The organism is Pseudomonas helleri (assembly GCF_001043025.1).
GTDB classification, from domain to species: Bacteria; Pseudomonadota; Gammaproteobacteria; order Pseudomonadales; family Pseudomonadaceae; genus Aquipseudomonas; species Aquipseudomonas helleri.
Map to the genome: position 1 here is coordinate 297313 of NZ_JYLD01000004.1, position 24424 is coordinate 321736.

17 protein-coding genes are annotated in these 24424 nt (G+C 57.8%); 7 read left to right on the plus strand and 10 right to left on the minus strand.

Going from position 1 to position 24424, the window contains the following annotated elements; translation table 11 throughout:
• Window positions 1-28 precede the first annotated feature (28 nt).
• A complete protein-coding gene (locus tag TU84_RS09005; RefSeq protein WP_048368698.1) occupies window positions 29-613 on the plus strand; it encodes a PilZ domain-containing protein in 585 nt (194 codons plus the stop codon).
• A 52-nt stretch (window positions 614-665) separates the two neighbouring features.
• Window positions 666-1388: a glycerophosphodiester phosphodiesterase gene (locus TU84_RS09010; RefSeq protein ID WP_048368699.1), complete on the plus strand. Its 723-nt coding sequence runs from the start codon at window positions 666-668 to the stop codon at window positions 1386-1388.
• Between the two features lie 42 nt (window positions 1389-1430).
• Here TU84_RS09010 and sthA read toward each other — a convergent pair whose 3' ends face one another.
• The gene (gene sthA / locus TU84_RS09015; RefSeq protein WP_048368700.1) at window positions 1431-2825 is read right to left on the minus strand and encodes a Si-specific NAD(P)(+) transhydrogenase; all 1395 of its coding nucleotides are present in this window, start codon (window positions 2823-2825) and stop codon (window positions 1431-1433) included.
• Window positions 2826-3348: 523 nt separating this feature from the next.
• Here sthA and tcuC point away from each other — a divergent pair.
• Window positions 3349-4632, plus strand: coding sequence for an MFS transporter (gene tcuC / locus TU84_RS09020; protein ID WP_048368701.1), 1284 nt, complete (start codon window positions 3349-3351; stop codon window positions 4630-4632).
• A gap of 151 nt (window positions 4633-4783) precedes the next feature.
• Here tcuC and TU84_RS09025 read toward each other — a convergent pair whose 3' ends face one another.
• A complete protein-coding gene (locus TU84_RS09025; protein WP_048368702.1) occupies window positions 4784-6247 on the minus strand; it encodes a glyceraldehyde-3-phosphate dehydrogenase in 1464 nt (487 codons plus the stop codon).
• 287 nt (window positions 6248-6534) lie between these two features.
• On the opposite strand from TU84_RS09025, the gene mfd reads away from it, so the two are divergent.
• A complete protein-coding gene (gene mfd, locus TU84_RS09030) occupies window positions 6535-9984 on the plus strand; it encodes a transcription-repair coupling factor (RefSeq protein WP_048368703.1) in 3450 nt (1149 codons plus the stop codon).
• Between the two features lie 24 nt (window positions 9985-10008).
• Entirely contained in the window at window positions 10009-12711 is a 2703-nt protein-coding gene (locus TU84_RS09035; RefSeq protein WP_048368704.1) for a DEAD/DEAH box helicase, read from the plus strand.
• An 87-nt stretch (window positions 12712-12798) separates the two neighbouring features.
• Here the strand turns inward: TU84_RS09035 and TU84_RS09040 are convergent, their stop codons facing one another.
• The 4 genes from TU84_RS09040 to TU84_RS09055 all read right to left on the minus strand — a co-directional run bounded on the left by TU84_RS09040 (window position 12799) and on the right by TU84_RS09055 (window position 18788).
• On the minus strand, window positions 12799-16107 hold the full coding sequence (locus TU84_RS09040) for a DEAD/DEAH box helicase (RefSeq protein ID WP_082148649.1): 3309 nt from the start codon (window positions 16105-16107) through the stop codon (window positions 12799-12801).
• A gap of 23 nt (window positions 16108-16130) precedes the next feature.
• Window positions 16131-16874 carry an S-methyl-5'-thioinosine phosphorylase gene (locus TU84_RS09045; protein ID WP_048368705.1) on the minus strand — a complete coding sequence of 248 codons (744 nt, stop codon included), beginning with the start codon at window positions 16872-16874 and terminating at the stop codon, window positions 16131-16133.
• Between the two features lie 25 nt (window positions 16875-16899).
• The gene (gene nagZ, locus TU84_RS09050) at window positions 16900-17910 is read right to left on the minus strand and encodes a beta-N-acetylhexosaminidase (RefSeq protein WP_048368706.1); all 1011 of its coding nucleotides are present in this window, start codon (window positions 17908-17910) and stop codon (window positions 16900-16902) included.
• A gap of 170 nt (window positions 17911-18080) precedes the next feature.
• Complete coding sequence (locus tag TU84_RS09055) at window positions 18081-18788, minus strand: TetR/AcrR family transcriptional regulator (RefSeq protein WP_048368707.1); 708 nt, start codon at window positions 18786-18788, stop codon at window positions 18081-18083.
• Window positions 18789-19049: 261 nt separating this feature from the next.
• Between TU84_RS09055 and lexA the strand changes: the two genes are divergently transcribed.
• Together lexA and sulA are read left to right on the plus strand one after the other, a co-directional pair.
• On the plus strand, window positions 19050-19658 hold the full coding sequence (gene lexA, locus TU84_RS09065; RefSeq protein ID WP_048368709.1) for a transcriptional repressor LexA: 609 nt from the start codon (window positions 19050-19052) through the stop codon (window positions 19656-19658).
• An 11-nt stretch (window positions 19659-19669) separates the two neighbouring features.
• Window positions 19670-20143, plus strand: coding sequence for an SOS-induced cell division inhibitor SulA (gene sulA, locus TU84_RS09070; RefSeq protein ID WP_048368710.1), 474 nt, complete (start codon window positions 19670-19672; stop codon window positions 20141-20143).
• A gap of 74 nt (window positions 20144-20217) precedes the next feature.
• On the opposite strand, the gene TU84_RS09075 is transcribed toward sulA, so the two are convergent.
• The 4 genes from TU84_RS09075 to TU84_RS09090 all read right to left on the minus strand — a co-directional run bounded on the left by TU84_RS09075 (window position 20218) and on the right by TU84_RS09090 (window position 24358).
• Complete coding sequence (locus tag TU84_RS09075; RefSeq protein WP_019408701.1) at window positions 20218-20451, minus strand: hypothetical protein; 234 nt, start codon at window positions 20449-20451, stop codon at window positions 20218-20220.
• A gap of 118 nt (window positions 20452-20569) precedes the next feature.
• Window positions 20570-21091 (minus strand): DUF6586 family protein, encoded by a 522-nt coding sequence (locus tag TU84_RS09080; RefSeq protein WP_048368711.1) that lies wholly within the window; start codon window positions 21089-21091, stop codon window positions 20570-20572.
• Between the two features lie 288 nt (window positions 21092-21379).
• On the minus strand, window positions 21380-24007 hold the full coding sequence (topA, locus tag TU84_RS09085) for a type I DNA topoisomerase (RefSeq protein ID WP_048368712.1): 2628 nt from the start codon (window positions 24005-24007) through the stop codon (window positions 21380-21382).
• Between the two features lie 114 nt (window positions 24008-24121).
• The gene (locus TU84_RS09090; protein ID WP_048368808.1) at window positions 24122-24358 is read right to left on the minus strand and encodes a DUF1653 domain-containing protein; all 237 of its coding nucleotides are present in this window, start codon (window positions 24356-24358) and stop codon (window positions 24122-24124) included.
• Window positions 24359-24424 lie beyond the last annotated feature (66 nt).

Below are 24424 nucleotides of genomic sequence, written 5' to 3' on the forward strand. Positions count from 1 at the left end.
TGACCACAGCCGCCATCATGGGTTCGCCATGTCGACATTAGATGAAGCAAATCGCCGCGAATACTACCGTATCGAGGATGTGATCGCACTGGAAATCACCCCACTGTCGGCCGCCGAGGTCGACAGCGGTAAAGTGTTGCAGGATGCATCCCCGCTCTTCAATTTGCTCAGTGAATTGCACCTCAGCGAATTCGAGTCCCAACACCTGTTGCGCCAGATCAGCGAGCGCGACCGCACGCTGTCCAACTACCTTAAAACCCTGAACAAACGCGTCGATCTGCTCAGCCAGATCGTCGCGCAAACCGTGCTGGGTAAAGTCGGCGAACTGCAGCCGGTCATCCTGTCCGAAGGCGGTATCGACTTTCACCACCCGCAGGCGTACCCGGTTGATAGCCATGTATCAGTCAAGCTGGTGCTGATGCCGCAAGCCTTGGGGTTGTTGCTGCGCGCCCGGGTCGTTGAATGCCGGGCCGACGCCGGGCGTTATTGGATTACTACAGAATTTGAAGCTCTGAGCGAAACCCAGCGCCAATTGCTGGCACGCCATATTTTGCAAAAACAGGCTCAGGCACGGCGCCTGGCACGCGACTTAGACGATCCAACGACCGAGTAAGCCTTCAACGGGCTCTCTGTAGACGCAGTGAATGCTGCATAAAGGAGCAATTGTGACCCTGATTTATGGCCATCGCGGCGCCAAAGGCGAAGCACCGGAAAACACCCTTGCCAGCTTTGAGCAATGCCTCAAGCACGGCGTCCGTCGTTGCGAACTGGATTTGCACTTGTCCAAAGATGGCGAGTTGATGGTGATCCACGACCCGACCCTCAAACGCACTACCGACCGACGCGGCAAGGTGATTGAACAGACCGCTGCCGACCTGGTGACCTATGACGCGCGCAAAGGTGGCCCGGGCTGGGTACATCCGTGCCCGATCCCGCGTCTGGAAGAACTGTTTGAAAAGTGCAACTTTGAGCACTGGCAACTGGAAGTCAAAAGCGCCTCGCGCACCCGCGCTGCCACCACCGTGCTGGCGATCCGCGAAATGGCTGAACGCCATGGCCTGATGGACAAAGTCACCGTCACCTCCAGCTCGCGGGAAGTGCTCAAGGCCGCACTGGAACTGACCCCGGACCTGTCACGCGGCCTGGTAGCCGAGTACGCCTGGCTCGACCCGCTGAAGGTCGCCCAGAATTACGGATGCGAGATGCTGGCCTTGAACTGGACACTCTGCACGCCTGAACGTCTGGCCAAGGCTCAGCGCCAGGGTTTGCATGTGTCGGTGTGGACAGTCAACGAGCCTGCGCTGATGCGCAGACTCGCTGATTTCGGCGTCGACAGCCTGATTACAGACTTTCCCGGTTTGGCCACTGCCACCCTTGGGAATGGCTGAAATCGGTCTCCCCGGCCGGCTCAGGCCACCGGCCGGAGCCACTTAAAAAAGCCGGTTGAGGCCATCGTAAGCGGCTACCCGATAGGCTTCGGCCATGGTCGGATAGTTGAACGTGGTGTTCACGAAGTACTTCAGGGTGTTCAGTTCGCCCGGCTGGTTCATGATCGCCTGGCCGATGTGTACGATCTCTGAAGCCTGATAACCGAAGCAGTGAACGCCCAGCACTTCAAGGGTTTCGCGATGGAACAGGATTTTCAGCATGCCCTGAGGCTCGCCGGCAATCTGTGCACGCGCCATGCTCTTGAAGAACGCCTTGCCCACTTCGTACGGTACTTTGGCCTGGGTCAGCTCCTGCTCGTTCTTGCCGATCGAGCTGATCTCCGGAATGGTGTAAATACCGGTCGGTACGTCATTGACGAAGCGCCAGCTGCCATTGTCGACAATGCTGCCGGCGGCTGAGCGGCCCTGGTCGTGAGCCGCACTGGCCAGGCTTGGCCAGCCGATCACATCGCCTGCGGCGTAGATGTTCGGCACGTCGGTGCGGTAGTTTTCGTCCACATGCACCTGGCCACGGCCATTGGCCTTGAGGCCGACGTTTTCCAGGCCCAGTTGATCGGTGTTGCCGGTACGGCCGTTGCACCAGAGCAAGGCGTCTGCCTTGATCTTTTTGCCGGATTTAAGGTGCAGGATCACGCCGTTTTCAACGCCTTCAACACGCTCGTACTCTTCATTGTGGCGAACAGTGACGTTGTTGTTGCTGAAGTGGTAACTCAGCGCCTGGGAAATTTCGGCGTCGAGGAAGCTCAGCAATTGCCCACGGTTGTCGACCAGCTCAACCAATACACCCAAGCCGCTGAAGATCGACGCGTATTCGCAACCGATCACGCCAGCGCCGTAAATGATCAACTTACGCGGGGTGTGGCCCAGGCTGAGGATGGTGTCGCTATCGTAGATACGCGAGTGGGTGAAATCGATATCGGCCGGGCGATAAGGACGCGAGCCGGTAGCGATAATGATTTGCTTGGCAATCAGGGTTTCAACCACGCCGTTGGGGCACACCACCTGAATGGACTGTTCGTCGTTGAAGCTGCCAGTACCGAAGAACAGGTCAACGCGGTTGCGCGCGTAGTAACCGGTGCGCGAAGCCACTTGCTTGGAAATGACTTTTTCAGCGCTTTTAAGCACGTCCGGGAACGAGAACCAACGCGGCTCACCAATGGCCCGGAACATCGGATTGGTGTTGAACTGCATGATCTGGCGAACCGAGTGACGCAAGGCTTTGGACGGGATAGTGCCCAAGTGCGTGCAGTTGCCGCCGACCTGACGCCGGCTGTCGACCATTGCTACCTTGCGCCCTGCTTTAGCGGCGTTCATTGCCGCGCCTTCTCCTGCAGGGCCAGAGCCCAGTACCACTACATCGTAGTTGTAGACAGCCATGCGTACTCCTCAGAACAGGCCGTGGCACCGCTTTGGGCACCTACGGCTAAATCATGTCGCGGCCAGCGCCATGAAGGATCAAAACGTGGGGCACAGTCTATAGAAGCCTGACCGCGGCGAACATTAACCCTTGGTCTTGTCGTAGGCTAATTTTGTCTGCACTACATCACTGTTTGCATTTCACCCTCATGTCAGCCTCGCCAAAAGCAGCCCTCGCTGTAAAACGCGAAAGCTGTGATGCACGTAATGTTGCGTTCATCTTGCGCGCCAAAAATCATCAAAAGACCAAAATCCGCCGGAGCATCTCGCTCACCCTGCCAGGATTAATCAAAAAAAATCGCCAGCCTTTGCGGGCCCCTAGCCCTTGAATCCGACGCGCAACAGCAACAAAAGTTGCCTGGACGGCCTGATACACATATCGTTACAAAACTGTTTTGTACAACGGCGTGCGCCTTGATCTTGCAGTGTGGACAAGCAACAAACATGGATTACGCATAAAACAGATAACAGCGGGTGATTTCTGATGGCCTCCAGTACAGGCAAAGGCAAAGCGATTTTTCGCGTTGTCAGCGGCAACTTTCTCGAAATGTTCGACTTCATGGTCTTTGGCTTTTACGCCACGGCCATTGCCAAAACCTTCTTCCCCAGCGACAGCGCTTTCGCATCCTTAATGCTTGCCCTGGCGACCTTCGGCGCCGGTTTCCTGATGCGTCCATTGGGCGCTATTTTTCTGGGCGCCTACATCGACCGCCACGGCCGTCGTAAAGGTTTGATCATTACTCTGGCCCTGATGGCCATGGGCACCGTACTGATTGCCTGCGTACCGGGTTATGCCACCCTGGGCGTCGCGGCACCGCTGCTGGTGCTGCTTGGCCGTCTGTTGCAAGGTTTCTCGGCGGGCGTGGAGCTGGGCGGCGTATCGGTGTACCTGGCGGAAATCGCCACACCGGGCCGTAAAGGCTTCTTCGTGAGCTGGCAGTCCGCGAGCCAACAGGCTGCGGTGGTTTTCGCAGGCTTGATGGGCGTTGGTTTGAACCACTGGTTGAGTCCGGAAGACATGGGCGACTGGGGCTGGCGGATTCCGTTTTTGATCGGCTGCATGATCGTGCCGGTGATCTTTGTCATCCGTAAGTCCATGGAAGAAACACCGGAGTTCGAAGCCCGCAAACATCGCCCTACCCTGCGCGAAATCATCACCTCCATCGGTCAGAACTTTGGCCTGGTACTGGGCGGTATGGCGCTGGTGGTCATGACCACTGTGTCTTTCTACCTGATCACCGCCTACACCCCTACCTTTGGCAAAACCGAGCTGCACCTGTCGGATCTTGAAGCGTTGCTGGTGACCGTCTGTATTGGCCTGTCGAACTTCATCTGGCTGCCGATCATGGGCGCACTGTCTGACAAAATCGGTCGCCGACCGCTGCTGCTGGGCGCAACCACTCTCGCCATCCTCACCGCCTACCCGGCCTTGTCCTGGCTGGTGGCCAACCCGAGCTTCAGCCACTTGCTGATCGTGGAGTTGTGGTTGTCGTTCCTGTACGGCTCGTACAACGGTGCGATGGTGGTTGCCCTGACCGAAATCATGCCCGCAGAAGTGCGCACCACAGGCTTCTCACTGGCTTACAGCCTGGCAACCGCGACCTTCGGTGGCTTTACCCCGGCCGCGTGCACCTACTTGATCCACGCCCTGGACAACAAGGCAGCGCCCGGCCTGTGGCTCACCGGTGCCGCCGTATTGGGCCTGATTGCCACCGTGGCGCTGTTTCGCGGTAATAAGCATCAGTTGCGCGTAGCGCAAGCGGCTTAAGCGGACCTGCGCCTATCTGTAGGAGCGAGCTTGCCTCGCGATCTTTTGATCGTTTAAAAGATCGCGAGACAAGCTCGCTCCTACAGGTTTTTAAATGCCGCACACAAAAACGCCCCGAACCAGTCGGGGCGTTTTTAGTTGCAACGAGTGCTTAGCGCGGGAACGCTGGCGGGTTAACCCCGGCCATGTCTTCCATCACGCGCACTACCTGGCAGCTGTAACCGAATTCGTTGTCGTACCACACGTACAGCACAACGCGGTTGTCATTGCAGATAGTCGCTTCAGCATCCACCACACCGGCGTGACGCGAACCCACGAAGTCAGTCGATACCACTTCCTGGGAGCTCACGAAGTCGATTTGCTTGTGCAGATCGGAGTGCAGCGCCATGTGACGCAGGTAGTCGTTCATTTCTTCGCGGGTAGCCGACTTCTCAAGGTTCAGGTTGAGAATGGCCATCGACACGTTTGGCGTTGGAACACGGATCGCGTTACCGGTCAGCTTGCCAGCCAGCTCAGGCAATGCCTTGGCAGCAGCTGTCGCAGCACCGGTCTCGGTGATCACCATGTTCAGCGCGGCGCTACGGCCACGGCGATCGCCTTTGTGGAAGTTGTCGATCAGGTTCTGGTCGTTGGTGTACGAGTGAACAGTCTCAACGTGACCGTTGACGATACCGAACTTGTCGTTGACAGCCTTGAGCACCGGCACGATGGCGTTGGTGGTGCAGGATGCCGCCGAAACGATCTTGTCGTCTGCGGTGATTTCGCCGTGGTTGATGCCGTGAACGATGTTCTTCAGCTTGCCTTTACCCGGCGCAGTCAGAACAACGCGATCGATACCCGGGCACTGCAAGTGCTGACCCAGGCCGTCGGCGTCACGCCATACACCGGTGTTGTCCACCAGCAGGGCGTTCTGAATGCCGTACTGGGTGTAGTCCACCTCAGTCGGGTTCTTCGCGTAGATCACCTGGATCAGGTTACCGTTGGCGGTGATGGTGTTGTTTTCTTCATCGACCACGATGGTGCCGTCGAACGGACCATGTACCGAGTCACGACGCAGCAGGCTGGCGCGCTTGACCAGATCATTTTCGGCGCCTTTGCGCACAACGATGGCACGCAGACGCAGGCCGTCGCCGCCACCGGTTTTTTCGATCAGGATACGGGCCAGCAGACGGCCGATACGACCGAAGCCGTACAGCACAACGTCAGTGCCTTTACGTGCAGAAGCGTTTTGCTGACCAACCACATCGGCCAGTTCTTCGCGAACGAACTGCTCGGCAGTACGGCCATTGCCTTCAGCCTTGAACTTGACTGCCAGCTTGCCCAGATCTACCGACGCGGCGCCGAGCTTGAGCTCGCTCATCGCTTTGAGCAGCGGGAAAGTTTCGTGCACGGACAATTCGCTGTCATCGGACTGGCGATGACGGGCAAAGCGGTGCGCTTTGAGAATCGCAATGACTGAACGGTTGATCAGGCTGCGGCCATAGATCGAACTCACCACATTGTTATTGCGGTAAAGCTGACCGATGAGCGGAATCATCGCTTCTGCGAGTGCTTCACGGTCGATCCATTCACCAAGACACTGGTCGGGCTTCTGAGTCACGGGAACCTTCCACATGTAGGGGCTGAAAAAAGGGGCTACATTATGCAGTTGTGTCCATACATGGGCAATGCACGCCTGTCACACACCTCAACTGAAACGTTTAAGCACCAACAAATAAAGGTAAATAATTTTCTAACAATGGGCTTTTTTGCGGCTTCAAGCCGTGCTGCAACGCCCTCTGGCCCAGTGTTTTACGCCTTGAAGCGGTGAATTCAAGACTCCATTAAAGACGGCAACTGACAGCCATCCCCTTGGCCGTTACACTTAGCCTCTTTGCCGCAACGCTTGGAGCTCAACCTTCCGTGCCCGTCCTGCGTCTACCCAAACTCCCTGCTACGGCAGGTAAACAGCACTGGAGCAATCTGCCCGGTGCTGCCCTGAGTCTCGCCATTGCCGAGGCCGCCAGCGCCGCCAAGCGCTTCACCCTGCTCCTGACTGCCGACAGCCAAAGCGCTGAACGCCTTGAGCAGGAATTACGCTTTTTCGCCCCCGAACTGCCGGTGTTGCATTTCCCCGACTGGGAAACCCTGCCCTACGACTTGTTCTCGCCGCATCAGGACATCATTTCCCAGCGCATTGCCAGCCTCTACAGGCTGCCAGAGCTGGACCACGGTGTTTTGGTAGTGCCGATCACTACCGCCCTACATCGTCTGGCGCCAACCAAGTTCTTGCTGGGCAGCAGCCTGGTGCTGGACGTGGGGCAAAAGCTCGATGTCGAGCAAATGCGCACGCGCCTTGAGGCCAGCGGTTATCGCTGCGTTGACACGGTGTATGAGCATGGCGAGTTCGCCGTGCGCGGTGCGTTGATCGACCTGTTCCCGATGGGCAGCAAACTGCCGTACCGGATCGACCTGTTCGACGATGAAATCGAGACCCTGCGCACCTTCGATCCCGAGACCCAGCGTTCCATCGATAAAGTGGAGTCGGTGCGCTTGCTGCCGGCCCGCGAGTTCCCGCTGCAAAAAGACGCCGTGACCCGTTTCAAGGCGCGCTTTCGCGAGCGCTTCGATGTCGACTTCCGTCGCTGCCCGATCTTTCAGGACCTGACCAGCGGGATCACCCCGGCGGGGATCGAGTATTACCTGCCGCTGTTTTTCGACGAAACCTCGACGCTGTTCGACTACCTGCCGGGGGATACGCAAGTGTTCTCGCTGCCAGGTATCGAGCAAGCGGCGGAAAACTTCTGGTCGGATGTACGCAACCGCTACGAAGAACGCCGCATTGATCCATCGCGACCGTTGTTGCCCCCGGCCGAATTGTTCCTGCCAGTTGAAGACTGCTTTGCCCGGCTTAAAAGCTGGCCACGCGTGGTCGCCAGCCAGGACGACATCGACGCAGGCAGCGGTCGCGAACGCTTCCCGGCGCAACCGCTGCCGAACCTGGCCATTGAAGCCAAGGCCAACCAGCCGTTGGCGGCGTTGTCCGGCTTCCTGGAGCAGTTTGATGGCCGCGTGCTGTTCACCGCCGAATCGGCCGGGCGCCGCGAAGTGCTGCTCGAATTGCTCGAACGCCTGAAGCTACGGCCGAAAAACGTCGACAACTGGCCGGACTTTGTCGCCAGCAAGCACCGCCTGGCGATCACCATCGCCCCGCTGGATGAAGGCTTGCTGCTGGATCACCCGGCACTGGCGCTGATCGCCGAAAGCCCGCTGTTCGGGCAACGCGTCATGCAACGTCGACGCCGTGAAAAACGCGCCGACGCCAACAACGACGCAGTGATCAAAAACCTCACCGAACTGCGCGAAGGCGCGCCGGTGGTGCACATTGACCACGGCGTGGGCCGTTATCAGGGGCTGGCGACGCTGGAAGTCGACAATCAGGTGGCAGAGTTCCTCACCCTCGAATACGCCGAGGGCGCCAAGTTGTACGTGCCGGTGGCCAACCTGCACCTGATTGCCCGCTACACCGGCAGCGATGACGAACTGGCGCCGTTGCACCGCCTGGGCTCCGAGACCTGGCAAAAAGCCAAACGCAAAGCCGCCGAACAAGTGCGTGACGTGGCCGCCGAGCTGCTCGACATCTACGCCCGCCGCGCCGCCCGTGAAGGCCATGCGTTTGCCGACCCGAAGGCCGATTACGCCACCTTCAGTGCCGGCTTCCCGTTTGAAGAAACCCCGGACCAGCAAACCACCATCGAAGCCGTGCGCGCCGACATGTTGTCGCCCAAGCCGATGGACCGTCTGGTGTGTGGCGACGTGGGCTTCGGTAAAACCGAAGTGGCCATGCGCGCGGCCTTTATTGCCGTGCACGGCGGCCGTCAGGTGGCGATTCTGGTGCCAACCACCCTGCTCGCCCAACAGCACTACAACAGCTTCCGCGACCGCTTTGCCGACTGGCCGGTGCGCGTTGAAGTGATGAGCCGCTTCAAGTCCGCCAAAGAGATCAACCAGGCCGTGGCCGACCTGGCCGAAGGCAAGATCGACATCGTGATCGGCACGCACAAGCTGCTGCAGGACGACGTCAAAATCAAAAACCTGGGGCTGGTGATCATCGACGAAGAACACCGCTTCGGGGTGCGCCAAAAAGAACAGCTCAAGGCCCTGCGCAGCGAAGTCGACATTCTGACCCTCACTGCAACGCCGATCCCGCGCACGCTGAACATGGCGGTGTCGGGCATGCGCGACCTGTCGATCATTGCCACGCCACCGGCGCGCCGGCTGTCGGTGCGCACCTTCGTCATGGAGCAAAACAACAGCACGGTCAAAGAGGCCCTGCTGCGTGAATTGCTCCGTGGTGGCCAGGTGTACTACCTGCACAACGACGTTAAGAGCATCGAAAAATGTGCCGCCGAACTGGCAGCTCTGGTGCCCGAGGCGCGGATCGGCATCGGCCACGGGCAGATGCGTGAAAGCGAACTCGAACAGGTGATGAGCGACTTCTATCACAAGCGCTTTAACGTGCTGATCGCGTCGACCATCATCGAAACCGGTATCGACGTGCCGAGCGCCAACACCATCATCATCGAGCGTGCAGACAAATTCGGCCTGGCCCAGTTGCACCAATTGCGCGGCCGCGTCGGACGCAGTCACCACCAGGCCTACGCCTACCTGTTGACGCCACCGCGCCAGCAAATCACCGGCGATGCGCAAAAGCGCCTCGAAGCCATCGCCAACACCCAGGACCTGGGCGCCGGTTTTGTGCTGGCCACCAACGACCTGGAAATCCGTGGTGCGGGCGAGTTGCTCGGCGACGGCCAAAGCGGCCAGATCCAGGCGGTCGGTTTTACCCTGTACATGGAAATGCTCGAGCGCGCGGTCAAGTCGATTCGCAAGGGCGAGCAGCCTAACCTTGAGCAGCCGCTGGGCGGCGGGCCTGAAATCAACCTGCGCGTCCCCGCACTGATCCCGGAGTCGTACCTGCCGGATGTGCATGCGCGCCTGATCCTCTACAAGCGAATTGCCTCGGCCACGGACGAAGACGGCCTCAAGGACTTGCAGGTCGAGATGATCGACCGCTTTGGCCTGCTCCCGGAGCCGACGAAGAACCTGGTGCGCATTACCCTGCTCAAATTGCAGGCCGAACAACTGGGCATCAAGAAGATCGACGCCGGGCCACAAGGCGGGCGTGTCGAATTTGCCTCCGACACACCGGTTGATCCGCTGACCTTGATCAAACTGATCCAAAGCCAGCCCAACCGCTATAAATTCGAAGGCGCCACGCTGTTTAAATTTATGGTGCCGATGGAACGCCCGGACGAACGCTTCAATGTCATCGAGGCCCTCTTGGAGCGCCTCACGCCGAAGTCGTCGTAATGGGACCTGCGCAATGAAACGCCCATGCCCCCGAACCTGAACCCGCGACTGACCAAGCCGCTCGCACCGACTTGGGTCAGTCGTTTCAAAGAACAAAGCCTGGAGCGTGGCCGCCGCTACGCCCGGGAAAACCGTGTCAGAATCGCGCAGATTGGCGACAGCCTGATCACGGCCAGTTGCCAGGGTTCCGGGGACAATACCTATCGCCAGACCATACAGTTACGCGAATCCGCCAAAGGCACCCTGCTGCTGGTGAGCGCGAACTGTACGTGCCCTGTACGCACTAACTGCAAGCACACCGCTGCCGTTTTACTGAAGATTGAAGACACCTTGAACTACCCCGCTGCTGCCCAGGACGCCGAGCTTCTGGAAAAACTCCAGGCCGTACTCGACTCGCGCCGCCCCAACAACCTCCCAGAAGTGCTGAGTGAAGACGTGCAGCCCACGCCACGCCTGTGGCTGGCCAGCGCCGAATTCAGCGCCTTCGAACCGCGCAACGGGAAAATGCAGCGCTACACCCAGCACCGCGCCGCGCTGTCATTCAATTACCTGGATCACTACGCAAGCGGGCACAAAGCCGCAGACATCCTGATACGCCAGGAACACCAAACCCTGCGCATCAAACGCCAGCCCGAGGCAGAAAACGCCTTTCGCGAGCAGTTGCGCGAGCTGGGCTTCAAAATCGCTACCCGCCAGAGCAAAGCCCTGCCGGAGAGCGCCGGCGAACTGTTTGAGATGGTCAACGACAGCGCCTGGCTCAACTTCACCCTGAACCAGATGCCCGGCCTGCGCGAGCAAGGCTGGGAGCTACAGATTGACGAAGATTTCGGCTTTGACCTGTCGCCGATCGAAGACTGGTACGCCAACGTCGACGAAGCCCCGGAGCACGACTGGTTCGACCTGGAGCTGGGGATCATCGTCAACGGCCAGCGCCTGAGCTTGCTGCCGATTCTGCTGAACCTGATGCGCTCGCACACCGACATCCTCAGCCCCGAAAAGCTCGCCCGACGTCGCGACGACGAACTGATTCTGGTGAATATCCCGGCCACGCCCAACAGCGGCCACGGCCCACTGCAAGTTGCGCTGCCCTATGGCCGCCTGAAACCGGTGCTGGCGACCCTCGACGAGTTCTATCTGGGTGAGCCGGGCGCCACCGCATTGCGCATCAAAAGTGCTGACGCCCCGCGCCTTAATGCACTGGACGCCATGCCGTTGCGCTGGGAAGGCGGCGAGCACATCCGTGGTTTTGCCCAACGCCTGCGCGACATCAAAGACTTCAGCGTCGACGCCCCCGAAGGACTCAATGCCAACCTGCGCCCCTATCAGCTGGAGGGACTGAGCTGGATGCAGTCACTGCGCCAGCTTGAAGTCGGCGGCATTCTTGCGGACGACATGGGCCTGGGCAAAACCCTGCAAACACTGGCGCATGTTCTTTGCGAGAAAAATGCCGGACGCCTCGACCGCCCGGCCATGGTCGTAATGCCCACCAGTCTGATCCCCAACTGGCTGGATGAAGCTGCGCATTTCACCCCGCAACTCAAAGTGCTGGCACTGGTGGGCGCAACGCGCAAAAAACACTTCGATCACCTGAACGACTACGACCTGATCCTCACCACCTACGCACTGCTGCCCAAAGACAGTGAGCAGTTGGCCAAATTAGCGCTGCACGTATTGATCCTCGATGAAGCGCAGTACATCAAGAATCCCAGTAGCAAGGCGTCACTGGCTGCCTGCGAGCTGGTGGCCCGCCAGCGCCTGTGCCTGAGCGGCACGCCGCTGGAAAACCACCTGGGCGAACTCTGGTCACTGTTTCACTTCCTGCTTCCCGGATGGTTGGGCGACATGAAAACCTTCAACCACAACTACCGGGTGCCGATTGAGCGCCAGGGCAGCGACGAGCGCTTGCAGCACCTGAATGCCCGGATAAAACCGTTTTTGTTGCGTCGAACCAAAGAACAAGTCGCCACCGAGCTGCCGCCGAAAACCGAGATCATCCATTGGGTCGACCTCAACGAGGCCCAGCGCGACGTGTACGAAACCATGCGCCTGGCGATGGATAAAAAGGTCCGCGACGAAATCACCCGCAAAGGCGTAGGCCGCAGCCAGATCATCATCCTTGAAGCGCTGCTCAAACTGCGCCAGGTGTGCTGCGACCTGCGCCTGGTCAGCAACACCCCGCCGAAAAAAGGCAGCACCTCGGGCAAGCTGGACAGCTTGATGACCATGCTTGAAGAACTGTTTGCCGAGGGTCGGCGCATTCTCTTGTTTTCACAGTTCACCTCGATGCTGGAACTGATCGAAGCCGAACTGAAGAAACGCAACATCCGCTACGCCCTGCTCACCGGGCAAACCCGCGACCGACGCGCGCCGGTCAAGGATTTCCAGAGCGGCAAGTTGCAGATCTTCCTGATCAGCCTCAAGGCGGGTGGCGTGGGCTTGAACCTGACTGAAGCCGACACCGTGATCCACTACGACCCGTGGTGGAACCCGGCCGCCGAAAACCAGGCCACCGACCGCGCCTATCGCATTGGCCAGGAAAAACCAGTGTTTGTGTACAAGATGATTGCGCGCGGAACCGTGGAAGAGAAAATCCAGCACCTGCAGCAGGAAAAATCAGATTTGGCGGCAGGCGTACTCGATGGACGCATCGCCGGAGACTGGAAACTGCAAGACGACGACATCGACGCCTTGTTTGCGCCATTGCCGCCTAAAAACGAAAAACGCTAAAACACCTATCTGTAGGAGCGAGCTTGCCTCGCGATCTTTTTTCCCTTTTAAAGATCGCGAGGCAAGCGCCTACATAACCCGCGTACATTACCCCTTCAACGGGGCGAACAACGCGTCAATGTCACTCTGTTCAAGCTTCCAGCCGCTGCTCAAGCTGCCTTCTAAAACACCTGCAGCCAAATGCGCTTTCTTCTGTTGCAACGCCTGGATTTTTTCTTCCACGGTGCCGCGGGCAATCATCTTGTAAACGAATACAGGCTTATCCTGACCAATTCGGTGTGCACGATCAGTGGCCTGGTTTTCAGCCGCCGGATTCCACCATGGATCGTAATGAATCACTGTGTCAGCCGCTGTCAAATTAAGGCCCGTACCTCCAGCTTTCAAGCTGATTAAAAAGAGTGGAACTTTGCCGTCCTGGAAGTTTTTAACCGGCGTGCGCCGATCCTTGGTATCACCGGTCAGCAGCGAATAGGCAACGTTGCGCTGTGCCAGCTCTTGCTCTATCAATGCCAGCATTGAAGTGAATTGTGAGAACAGCAAAATCTTTCGGCCTTCACCCAGCAACTCTTCAATGATCTCCATCAAGCTGCCCAGCTTTCCAGTCAACGTCCGCTTGGTAGTCACGGCTGATGCGCTCTTGACCAAGCGCAAATCGCAGCACACCTGACGCAGTTTGAGCAACGCTTCGAGGATGATGATCTGACTGCCGCCTATCCCGCTGCGCTTGATTTCATCACGCACCTTTTTGTCCATTGCAACGCGAACGGTTTCATAGACATCACGCTGGGTATCGCTCAAGTCAACCCAATGCACGATTTCAGTTTTCGCGGGTAATTCAGCGGCAACCTGCTCTTTGGTTCGGCGTAACAAAAACGGTTTGATACGCGCCGTCAGGCTGTGCATGCGCTCACTGTTGCCATGCTTTTCGATGGGCGTACGGTAATCACGATTGAACGCTTTGTTATCACCCAACCAACCCGGCAACAAAAAGTGAAACAAGGACCACAGCTCACCCAAGTGGTTTTCCAAAGGCGTACCAGACAGACACACACGTTGTTTTGCCTGCAACTGCCGTGCGGCTTGGGCGGCCTTGCTCGTCGGATTTTTAATGTTCTGTGCCTCATCCAGAATCACAACACTCCAGACGAGAGGTTCAAGTGTTTCCAGGTCACGTGGCAATAAGGCGTAGGTGCTCAAGACCAAATCGTAGTTTGCCAACTGATCGAAGTCTTTTTGGCGATTGTTTCCATGCAAGGCCAGCACTTTGAGTTGCGGGGTAAAACGCGCCGCTTCGTCGAGCCAGTTAGGTATCAGACTGGTGGGCATGATCGCCAGAGCAGGCGAGTCAAGCTGACCGTTCTGCTTGAGTTGCAGTAAATGAGTCAGGGCTTGCAATGTCTTGCCCAAGCCCATGTCGTCACCCAGAATGCCTCCTACCTCAAGCTCACGCAGCGCTTGCATCCAGTTGACGCCTTCTAGTTGGTAAGGACGTAGCGTGGCGTTTAATCCCTCTGGCGCAGGCACCGCGACATAGTCTGACTGCTTGAGGCGCTTGGCAAAGTCACGCTGACGCTCGCCCCCTTGCCATACCAGCGGTATATCGTCCAACGCACTGAGGCGTGCGGCATCCAGAGCACTCAGGCGCAATGAATTGCCACGATGCTCGTTTAAATACAACTCGCTGAGGGTTGTCATCAGCGGCTTGATCCGGCCATAGGGCAAGACCACGTTCAAGGCTGGCTTTTGCAGCCCATATTGATAAGTCGAATAATGAAGATTGACCAACATCGGCTCGTCATCCTTGCGCAGAGCCATGGATTGCGGGTCTAACAGTTCAGGGTTGCGTCTCAACACGTTAAGCAAAATCGGTAACAGGCTATAACGTTGGCCATTGACCTCAATGCCCAACTCCAGATCAAACCAGGCATGCTCTGGCCCTTCCTCGATATCGGCGTACCATTGCCCGACTTCGTGGAGTACAAAGTGAAAGCCTTGATTGATTACGATCTGCCAGCCCAAGCCACGCAAGCGCTCCAGATCAGATTGGACAAAATTGATCCAGCCCGCATCACTCACTTGTTCAAATAGCTCACCGGTCACGCCGGGCAATGGGGCACTTTGACCTATCACTCTTTTGAAGCCGACCTTGAGCAGTGCCTGACGAAGCGCTTTTTCAGCCGCTGGCTGGCGCTGGATACGCTGGGTTTCACTGCCCGACAACACACGTATTTCGCTGGACTTTTTATCTGCTACAGAGTGACCCGCGTAGCTGAAACCCAACACGGCACGGTGTTCAAAGGGACGGGGGGCGCGCCACGAGGTCTGCACAACGCTTCCCAAGGTCAAATGCGCTAGGGGAGTAATATCGTCGACAACCCGCTCAGTCAGTGTGACCGGTGCAGCTACCGTATCGACTATGGCACGCATGCGATGACTGAACTCCAGGGCATGCTGCGCCGGAATGTCCGGAGCCACAAGCAAGTGACAAGCCAGTTTGTCGCTCAAGTCATACTGCAGCGGCCCAACGTGCATCCGTTCGACGTCAATGTAGTGCAGCGGTTCAAGCGCCAGAACAACATCCAGCGGCTGGTCAGAGGCAAACCATTGACCGCGGTAATGACCGTTCGCTTGTTCAACCCAATTGAAGATTGCAGGGCGCGGCGGCGAAGCAACCAATGGTTGCTGCGAGTCAACATCGAGAAACAGCCGTGACGTTTCAAGGAGTAACTCAAGCAGTTCACTGCCGATACGCCCTTTGAGCTCTACGCCTGACACATAGCTCGCGTTGCTATGGCTGGCTAAAAACAGACGAATAAACTTAAGGTCCGACTCAAGCACGTAATTGGGCGAATTGTGCACGGTCTCGTGGGTAAACGTGCAGCGCTGCAAATCTCGAAGACTGCCGTCTTGCAGACGTCGGCCCGTGAAGAACTCTACCTGCCAACTCCCCTTTTGGCGGTTTGACACAAGCCGATATAAAAGGCATGTGTCGTTGTCTTTTTTAGCAGGACCCGCGGCACGCTTGCTGTCTGAAAGGGCATCAAGCCAACGTTCCAGGCCAGTGCCCATGTTCTCACCAAGCCTTTGCAGCCGTTCTTGAGACTGTGTGTTGTGCACATAATACAAAACAGCAGCGCAGTGCTTGCAATCAAAGGCGACCGGACAAGTACATGAACAGTTCAGAAACTGTTCACCTGCAAGATCAGACTCGATACCGATCAGTTGTTCGTAGGCATAACCTTCTCCACCCACGCACGTGCCATGTATGCAGACGTCATCACTACTGAGCAACTCGACACGATCTTCTCGAAAGTACTTGCGTCCACGTTCAAGAGCGCCCTTGCTAAAGCCAATAGCCCAGTCGCCACTGTGCAACAGGTTTTCTATAGAGAGCATTCACTGCACTGCCTGATTAACTATCAATGGTGGTCGGTCAACACCCGCGCCAGGGTCGCTTTAACTTTGCCCATGCCGTCGTGCAGCGCCTGCTCGATTTCGGCCATGGTAATCACCGCCGTGGTCTTGCCCGCTGCCGGGTTTACCACCAGCGCCAGACACGCGTAATCCAGGTCCAGCTCACGGGCCAACGCCGCTTCAGGCATGCCGGTCATGCCCACGATGTCGCAGCCATCACGCTCAAGACGGGCGATTTCAGCCACGGTTTCCAGACGCGGGCCTTGGGTTGCGGCATACACACCATGGGTGCTGTACGAACAGCCTTCGGCTGCCAGTGCGCTGATCAGTTTTTCACGCAAGGCTTCGGTGTAGGGAAAGCTGAAGTCGATGTGGGTTACGTGCTCCAGATCACCGGCGAAATAGGTGTGTTCGCGGCCGCTGGTGTAGTCGATCAACTGATGCGGCACGCAGAAATGCCCGGTGCCCATCGCCATGTGAATCCCGCCCACGGCATTCACCGCCAAAATCGCCTCGGCACCCGCCTGCTTCAAGGCCCACAGGTTGGCGCGGTAGTTCACCTGATGCGGCGGCACCCGATGCGGATGGCCATGGCGTGCCAGAAACAGCACTTCACGGCCGCCAAACTCCCCGATCTGGATATCAGCTGAAGTCGGGCCGTAAGGCGTGTCCAACGCCAGCGAACGGCTGATGGTCAAGCCGTCGAGTTGGGTCAGCCCCGTGCCACCAATAATTGCGTAAACCGTCATTGAATCTGCCTCTTGAGCACGTGCATTAATCAATCAATTGAGCATCTTTAAGGGCGCCCGTGGCCACCAACCAGCGCGGGTCCTGACGGTAGTCGGTGCTGGCCCAGGCTTGCGCTCGCATCCGCGCAATACGCGCAGAAGGCGTGACTTTAAGGCGCTGAGCAGCACTGAGGGCCAACTCGGCAGCCGCACGGTCGTTGCACACCAGGCCCATGTCACACCCGGCAGACAAGGCGGCCTCAATGCGGCTCGCCGCATCGCCGACCACATGGGCACCGGCCATCGACAGGTCGTCACTGAAAATCACCCCGTCAAATTGCAGCTCGCCCCGCAAAATGTCCTGCAACCAGCGACGGGAGAACCCGGCAGGCTGGCTGTCGACTTGCGGGTAGATCACGTGCGCAGGCATCACGCCTGCCAAGTGCTTGCTCAGACGGGCAAACGGCACCAGATCATGGCTGCGAATCTGCTCCAGGCTGCGTTCATCAGTCGGGATGGCGACATGAGAATCAGCCTCTGCCCACCCATGCCCCGGAAAATGCTTACCGGTCGCGGCCATGCCCGCCGCGTTCATCCCGCGAATAAAGACGCCTGCCAATTGCGCGGCGCGCTCTGGGTCTCCTTCAAACGAGCGAGTCCCCACCACCGCACTGCGCTGGTAATCGAGGTCCAGTACCGGAGCAAAACTCAGGTCCAGACCGACCGCCAATACTTCGGTGGCCATGATCCAGCCACACTGCTCGGCCAAGTACTCGGCGTTGGGGGTGTCGGCGATTGCGCGCATCGCCGGCAGGCGGACAAAACCTTGGCGCAGACGCTGTACGCGGCCGCCCTCCTGGTCGACGGCCAACAGCAAATCCGGGCGAATGGCGCGAATCGATGCACTCAACTCACGCACCTGGCGCGGGTGCTCAATATTGCGGGCAAAGATGATCAGGCCGCCCACTTCAGGCTGGCGCAGCAATTGCCGGTCTTCAGCCGTCAACCAGGTACCGGCGACGTCCACCATCAAGGAACCTTGCAAGGCAGAACTCATGGGAAATCCTTAAAGAGAGAAAGCGCTTATCAACCGGCTCTTCACGCTAGGCACAGCAAGGCGCGCCGCGTACCAGAGCGGCAGCGGCGAAGAGCGAGACGGGAATAAGTCTGGGTTGGGCATGGCGGCTAGCTTAGCGGAACAAAGCTGCCGCGCCCACCCGCACGCGGTCAAACCTTGGCGGCGACCGGTGGGGTTTTGGTCCGGGGGCGAAGCTGCGCGCTGGCCATGGCGGGGTCGGTTACACCACTGTCGGCACGCATGCCGGCCGCAAGGAAAGGCACCATCAGGCGCATCACCTGCTCGATCGAGGTGTTCACCCCAAAATCGGTTTCGGCGATGGCCCGCAAGGCCTTGATCCCGGACATGCTGAACGCCGCCGCACCGAGCATAAAGTGCACACGCCAGAACAGCTCAATTGGCGGGATCTGCGGGGCGGCTTCGTTAACCAGCAACATATAGCGGCGAAACACCTTGCCGTACATGTCTTCGAGATAACGCCGCAAGTGCCCTTGACTCTGACTGAAGGCCAACCCGAGCAGGCGCATGAATATAGACAGGTCATTACCACTGCGTGGCTGGATTACCAGCGCCTGCTCGACCAGCATCTCCAGCAGTTCTTCAAGGCTGGGGCGCTGCTCAGGCTTGGCCTGACGGCGTTCCAGCTCGCGGTCCAGGTTGGCACAGAACGGCCCCAGAAAACGCGAGAAAACAGCCTGGATCAAGGCCTTTTTGGAACCAAAATGGTAATTGACCGCCGCCAGGTTGACCGAGGCTTTGCTGGTAATCAGCCGCAATGAAGTTTCAGCAAAACCTTTTTCCGCGAACAGCTGCTCAGCAGCATCAAGGATACGTTCAACGGTTTCCGACTGGGCCATGGCTACTCCGCCTGACAAAACATTAAAACATCTGTTTGAAACATACGTTTCGACTTGTAAAAAGTCAAGGCGGCGTGTTCGGTTTGCGACCGGGCGGTCTCGCATTTAACCACAGCCGCCGCCAGCAAGGCTTTGCCTTCTAAAAGGCGAAGCCTGCAAAGCATTGATGACCGTCCAGCGGACGGCAGAAAATGGAGGATTGCCAATAAGTCTTCACTGTATATAATCCCAGTCACTGTATAAAAAGACAGAGCGATCACCATGTTAAAACTGACGCCACGCCAAGCTGAGATCCTGGCCTTCATCAAGCGATGCCTGGATGACAACGGATACCCGCCCACCCGTGCCGAGATCGCACAGGAACTGGGCTTCAAGTCTCCGAACGCCGCTGAAGAACACCTCAAGGCCCTTGCTCGCAAGGGTGCCATCGAAATGACCCCCGGCGCCTCACGCGGCATTCGTATCCCTGGCTTTGAAGCCAAGGCCGACGAATCCACCTTGCCCATCATTGGCCGGGTCGCTGCCGGTGCGCCGATCCTGGCGCAAGAGCACGTCGAAGAGTCCTGCAACATCAACCCGACGTTCTTCCATCCGCGCGCCGACTACCTGCTGCGGGTCCAGGGCATGAGCATGAAGGACGTCGGCATCTTTGATGGCGACCTTCTGGCTGTGCATACCTGCCGCGAAGCCCGCAACGGCCAGATTGTGGTAGCCCGTATCGACGACGAAGTGACCGTCAAGCGCTTCAAGCGCGAAGGTAACAAGGTCTGGCTAATCGCTGAAAACCCGGATTTCCAGCCCATTGAGGTCAATCTCAAAGAGCAGGAACTGGTTATCGAAGGCCTGAGCGTCGGCGTCATACGCCGCTAATAGGAGACGTCATGCAGTTCCCACACACACCGCTGCCAGCACAACTCCCCTTGTTCGAAGTGTTCATGGCACAACCCATGGCCCCTGCGATCAAAGAAGTGCTCGATGCACCCTGGAGCGCCGAACCTGAAGTTTTCAGTGAGTTGTCGCTGCGCGGTGCTGCCGGAAACTGCCTGAACCTGCTGGCGCCCATGCTTCGCGAACTCAGCGAGCAACAAGACGACCGTTGGCTGACCCTGATTGCCCCGCCTGCCAGCCTGACACAAAGCTGGCTGCGCGAGGCCGGGCTGAACCGCGAGCGCATTCTGCTCCTGCAACCCAACGGTAACAAAAGTGCTTTGCAACTGACCTGCGAAGCACTGCGCCTGGGCCGTAGCCACACCGTGGTCAGCTGGATTAACCCGCTGACTGCCAGCGCTCGCCAACAACTGGTCAGCGCAGCACGTACCGGCCACGGGCAAAGCCTTAATATTCGTTTGGGCTAAGCGGTTGTCGCTAACTGCCTCAGTGCTTGTGCGCCCTGCACAAGCCTGCCAGTAATGCCTGCCAGCCTGAACACTTAGTGCAGGATGCGCGGGCCTTCATCTTTTTCAAGCTCGCCTTCGGCCAATCGGCCTGCCATCTGAACACCGACGCTGAGCATGGCTTTGGCCACCTCAACGTGCTGGCCTTGAAGAAAGGCCTTGGCATCTTCAGAAAAGTTAAGCGTCACCAAAGACCCCTCGTCTTCAGCCCGGCGCAACTCGATACGGCCGTCTGGTAATTCGACAATTTCTAGAAAGGACGTTGGCATAAAGGTTTGTTCTCCACGAAAGCGCGGGATTATATCAGTCATCCATTGTAATTTTTCCAGGATATGAGCCTGTTTCATTACCGACTGATGAATGACTGTACAGTTTTATCCGCGACCTTCAACACTCATTTAGTCCGTCACGAAACCTGATGGCCAAACTTTTTAGGTTTTGGCGCCACTCCTCCAGCGTCTCACGGCTTAATTCTTCGGGTGCTTCATCCTCCAGATTTACCGCCTCAATCAGGGGCTGAAAAACGTCTGCCTTAACCTTCTTCGGCGCTTGCAAAGGCTGGTACAACGCTGCGTGAGTGGCAACCAATTGCGCCAGCCAGGTGTGCGGCGCTCTGGCCAGTTCGACCATTTCTGCCAGCTCAGGAATGGCTATGGCGTCCAAAACTTCTTGAGTCAGCAGCAACTCGACCCGCGGAGCATTTGCTTGAGGCAAGCGATAAAAGCCGGCTATTTCATGGCATAAGCCGAGTAAAGCGCCATACAAATGAAAAATGGCCGATTCGCGTTCAGCCTGAACCAGCGCCTGAGCATTCATGGCCCGCCCCTCCCCAGCCTTGTTCATGGCCTCAAGGGCCAAACCGGCGAAATATATTTTCTGATTGGTACGGGTATAGAGTTCGTGAGCCATGTTGAGGCGCTCCACAGCGAATGGGGTAAGGGCTGACAGCAGTCTCAGGTATAGGGGATAAGGGCGCAAGGCCATGATGAGAGGATTTTCACCCTAGGGTCAAAACATCCCTGTAGTCGCTGCCGAGGCACGAAGGCTGCGATGGGTAGCGAAGCTGCCCCACCAAAGATCAAAAGATCGCGAGGCAAGCTCGCTCCTACAGATTGAACTGCCCCACCCAAAATCAAAAAAACCGCGCAAGGCATGCAGCCCTTGCGCGGTTTTTTTTGTGGTGCGGTCAGTTCAGTTTCAAGCGTCTTTATCTTTGCGCTTGTCTTCTATTTTCCAGCTACCACCGTCGTAGAACGCACGCCAGCCAGTCGGCTTGCCGTCCACTTCGGTCTGTACGTATTGCTCTTTGGTCTTGCGGCTGTAACGAATTACGGCCGGGCGACCTTCCGGGTCTTTCTTCGGCGCTTCACACAAGAAGTGATACTTAGGATCAATCTCGTCCTTGTGCGGGATGATTTCAATCACCAACGGTGCGCGGGTCTCACGGTTTTTCGGGAACTGGCTCGCCGCCAGGAACAACCCCGAAGCACCATCACGCAGTATGTAGGTGTCGTCGACCTTCTCGCACTTAAGCTCCGGCATTTTCACCGGATCCATTTTCGGTGGTGCTGCTTCACCGCTTTTCAGCAGCTTGCGAGTGTTCTTGCACTCCGAATTGGTGCAACCAAAGAACTTGCCGAAACGCCCGGTCTTGAGCTGCATCTCACTGCCGCACTTGTCGCACTCCAGGCTCGGCCCTTCGTAGCCCTTGATGCGGTAGTTGCCTTCTTCGATCTCGTAACCCACGCAATCTGGGTTGTTACCACAGATGTGCAGCTTGTGTTTTTCATCCAGCAGGTAAGCATCCATCGCCGTGCTGCAGATTGGGCAGCGGTGTTTGCCCAACAGCACCAGCGACTCGGACTCGCCCTCGTCGTCCGCAGCGATTTCATCGCCCGGCACCAGGTTGACGGTGGCCTTGCAACGCTCTTTAGGCGGCAGGCTGTAACCCGAGCAACCCAGGAACACGCCAGTAGAAGCCGTACGAATTTGCATTGGACGACCGCATTCCTTGCACGGAATATCGGTCATGACCGGTTCGTTGGCACGCATGCCGCCGTCCGGTGCTGCCGCTACTTCAAGCTTTTTCTTGAAGTCGCCGTAGAACTCGTCCAGCACGTTTTTCCAGTCGCGCTCGCCTTGCGCCACGTCATCGAGGTTCTCTTCCATGCCGGCGGTGAAGCCGTAGTCCATGAGGTCAGAGAAGCTCTCAGACAGGCGCTCGGTAACGATGTCGCCCATTTTCTCGGAGTAGAAACGACGGTTGTGCAGCGCCACGTAACCGCGGTCCTGGATGGTTCCGATAATCGCTGCGTAGGTCGACGGACGACCAATACCGCGTTTTTCCATCTCTTTCACCAGGCTCGCTTCCGAATAACGCGCAGGCGGCTTGGTGAAATGCTGGCTCGGGTCCAGCTGGATCAGTTTGAGCACGTCGCCCTGGGCCATGTCCGGCAGTACATCGTCATCGCCAGGCTTGGTGATTTGCGGCATTACGCGGGTGTAACCGTCGAACTTGAGGATACGGCCCTTGGCACGCAGCTCGAAGTCGCCTGCGGCCACGCTGACGGTGGTCGACAGGTATTTGGCCGGCAGCATCTGGCACGCCACGAACTGGCGCCAGATGAGCTCGTAGAGGCGCTCAGCGTCGCGCTCCATGCCCGACAGCTTGCTCGGGTGCATATTCACGTCTGAAGGACGAATCGCTTCGTGAGCCTCTTGTGCGCCTTCCTTGCTGCTGTACACGTTAGGCGTCGGCGGCAGGTACGACTCGCCGAACTCGCTTTCGATGTAAGTGCGCGCCATCGCGACCGCATCGGCCGAGAGGTTGGTGGAGTCGGTACGCATGTACGTGATGTAGCCCGCTTCATACAAGCGCTGAGCCATCATCATGGTTTTCTTCACCCCGAAGCCCAGGCGGTTACTCGCGGCCTGTTGCAGGGTGGAGGTAATAAACGGTGCCGACGGCTTGCTGCTGGTCGGTTTGTCTTCGCGCTTGGCGATGGTGTAGCTGGAAGCCTTGAGCTTCTCCAGCGCGGCCATGGCCTGGGCTTCGTTCAGCGGCTTGAAGGCTTCGCCGTTTTCGCGGGCCACGTCAAAGCGCACTTTCGCACCCTTGGCAGTGCCCAGGTCTGCGTGAACTTCCCAGTATTCTTCGGGGTTGAACGCACGAATCTCGCGCTCACGCTCAACCACCAGCTTGACCGCTACCGACTGCACACGGCCAGCCGACAGGCCACGGGCAATTTTGGCCCACAGCAGTGGCGAGACCATGTAGCCCACCACGCGGTCGAGGAAACGACGCGCCTGCTGTGCATTCACACGGTTGATATCCAGCTCGCCCGGCTTGGAGAAGGCTTCTTGAATCGCCTTCTTGGTGATCTCGTTGAACACCACGCGCTTGTAGCGGCTGTCGTCACCCCCGATGGCTTCGCGCAGGTGCCAGGCAATGGCTTCCCCCTCGCGATCCAAGTCGGTTGCGAGATAGATGGTGTCAGCATCTTTGGCGAGCCGACGCAGCTCTTCGATGACCTTTTCCTTGCCGGGCAGGATCTCGTACTTGGCTTTCCAGCCATGCTCGGGATCGACCCCCATGCGCGAGATCAGCTGCTTTTGAGCTTTCTCTTTAGGCGACAGGGCCGGCGCTTCGCCCGCCGCTGCCTTGCCACGCTTGGCAGCAGGTTCTTTACTGGCGCTAGCCGAACCGCTGGTGGGCAGGTCTCGGATATGGCCGATACTCGACTTCACCACGTACTCGTTGCCCAAGTACTTGTTGATGGTCTTGGCCTTAGCCGGGGATTCCACAATGACCAGCGATTTGCCCATGGATCAGAAAATTCCTGAATTCTAGAAGTGAAAGGCGGTGAGCGCCTGACGCGGCACCGCTATATATAGTGGCTACAAGGTGAGGTCAAGCACAGGGTTCTGCGCGACCAGGCCTCATGGCCGGGAAAAAATGCTCGGCTCAGCCTCAATCAAGGCAAAACGCGGGACTTGCTCACCGTCAACGATGACCGTCTCAAGGAACATGCTCAGCGGGCGAACCCAAAAGCCGAAATCGCCATACAGGGCTTGGTAAAACACCACTTCCTCTTCGGTTTCAGAGTGGCGAGCCACATTGAATACCCGATATTGCGGCCCTTTGTAATGCTGATAGAGCCCAGGTTGTAGCGGCATGTTGCGGCCCCCTGCAAGAAAAAATAAAAAAAAGCCTAAAAACAAAAACCGGGGCACATGGCCCCG

What these genes read in the sequence shown, in the direction of transcription:
- TU84_RS09040 (WP_082148649.1), bottom strand. Translation starts at nt 16,107, where the DNA reads ATGCTCTCTATAGAAAACCTGTTGCACAGTGGCGACTGGGCTATTGGC.
- TU84_RS09005 (WP_048368698.1), top strand. Translation starts at nt 29, where the DNA reads ATGTCGACATTAGATGAAGCAAATCGCCGCGAATACTACCGTATCGAG.
- TU84_RS09035 (WP_048368704.1), top strand. Translation starts at nt 10,009, where the DNA reads ATGCCCCCGAACCTGAACCCGCGACTGACCAAGCCGCTCGCACCGACT.
- TU84_RS09090 (WP_048368808.1), bottom strand. Translation starts at nt 24,358, where the DNA reads ATGCCGCTACAACCTGGGCTCTATCAGCATTACAAAGGGCCGCAATAT.
- TU84_RS09075 (WP_019408701.1), bottom strand. Translation starts at nt 20,451, where the DNA reads ATGCCAACGTCCTTTCTAGAAATTGTCGAATTACCAGACGGCCGTATC.
- TU84_RS09080 (WP_048368711.1), bottom strand. Translation starts at nt 21,091, where the DNA reads ATGGCTCACGAACTCTATACCCGTACCAATCAGAAAATATATTTCGCC.
- TU84_RS09055 (WP_048368707.1), bottom strand. Translation starts at nt 18,788, where the DNA reads ATGGCCCAGTCGGAAACCGTTGAACGTATCCTTGATGCTGCTGAGCAG.
- lexA (WP_048368709.1), top strand. Translation starts at nt 19,050, where the DNA reads ATGTTAAAACTGACGCCACGCCAAGCTGAGATCCTGGCCTTCATCAAG.
- TU84_RS09045 (WP_048368705.1), bottom strand. Translation starts at nt 16,874, where the DNA reads ATGACGGTTTACGCAATTATTGGTGGCACGGGGCTGACCCAACTCGAC.
- tcuC (WP_048368701.1), top strand. Translation starts at nt 3,349, where the DNA reads ATGGCCTCCAGTACAGGCAAAGGCAAAGCGATTTTTCGCGTTGTCAGC.
- sulA (WP_048368710.1), top strand. Translation starts at nt 19,670, where the DNA reads ATGCAGTTCCCACACACACCGCTGCCAGCACAACTCCCCTTGTTCGAA.
- topA (WP_048368712.1), bottom strand. Translation starts at nt 24,007, where the DNA reads ATGGGCAAATCGCTGGTCATTGTGGAATCCCCGGCTAAGGCCAAGACC.
- TU84_RS09025 (WP_048368702.1), bottom strand. Translation starts at nt 6,247, where the DNA reads ATGTGGAAGGTTCCCGTGACTCAGAAGCCCGACCAGTGTCTTGGTGAA.
- nagZ (WP_048368706.1), bottom strand. Translation starts at nt 17,910, where the DNA reads ATGAGTTCTGCCTTGCAAGGTTCCTTGATGGTGGACGTCGCCGGTACC.
- sthA (WP_048368700.1), bottom strand. Translation starts at nt 2,825, where the DNA reads ATGGCTGTCTACAACTACGATGTAGTGGTACTGGGCTCTGGCCCTGCA.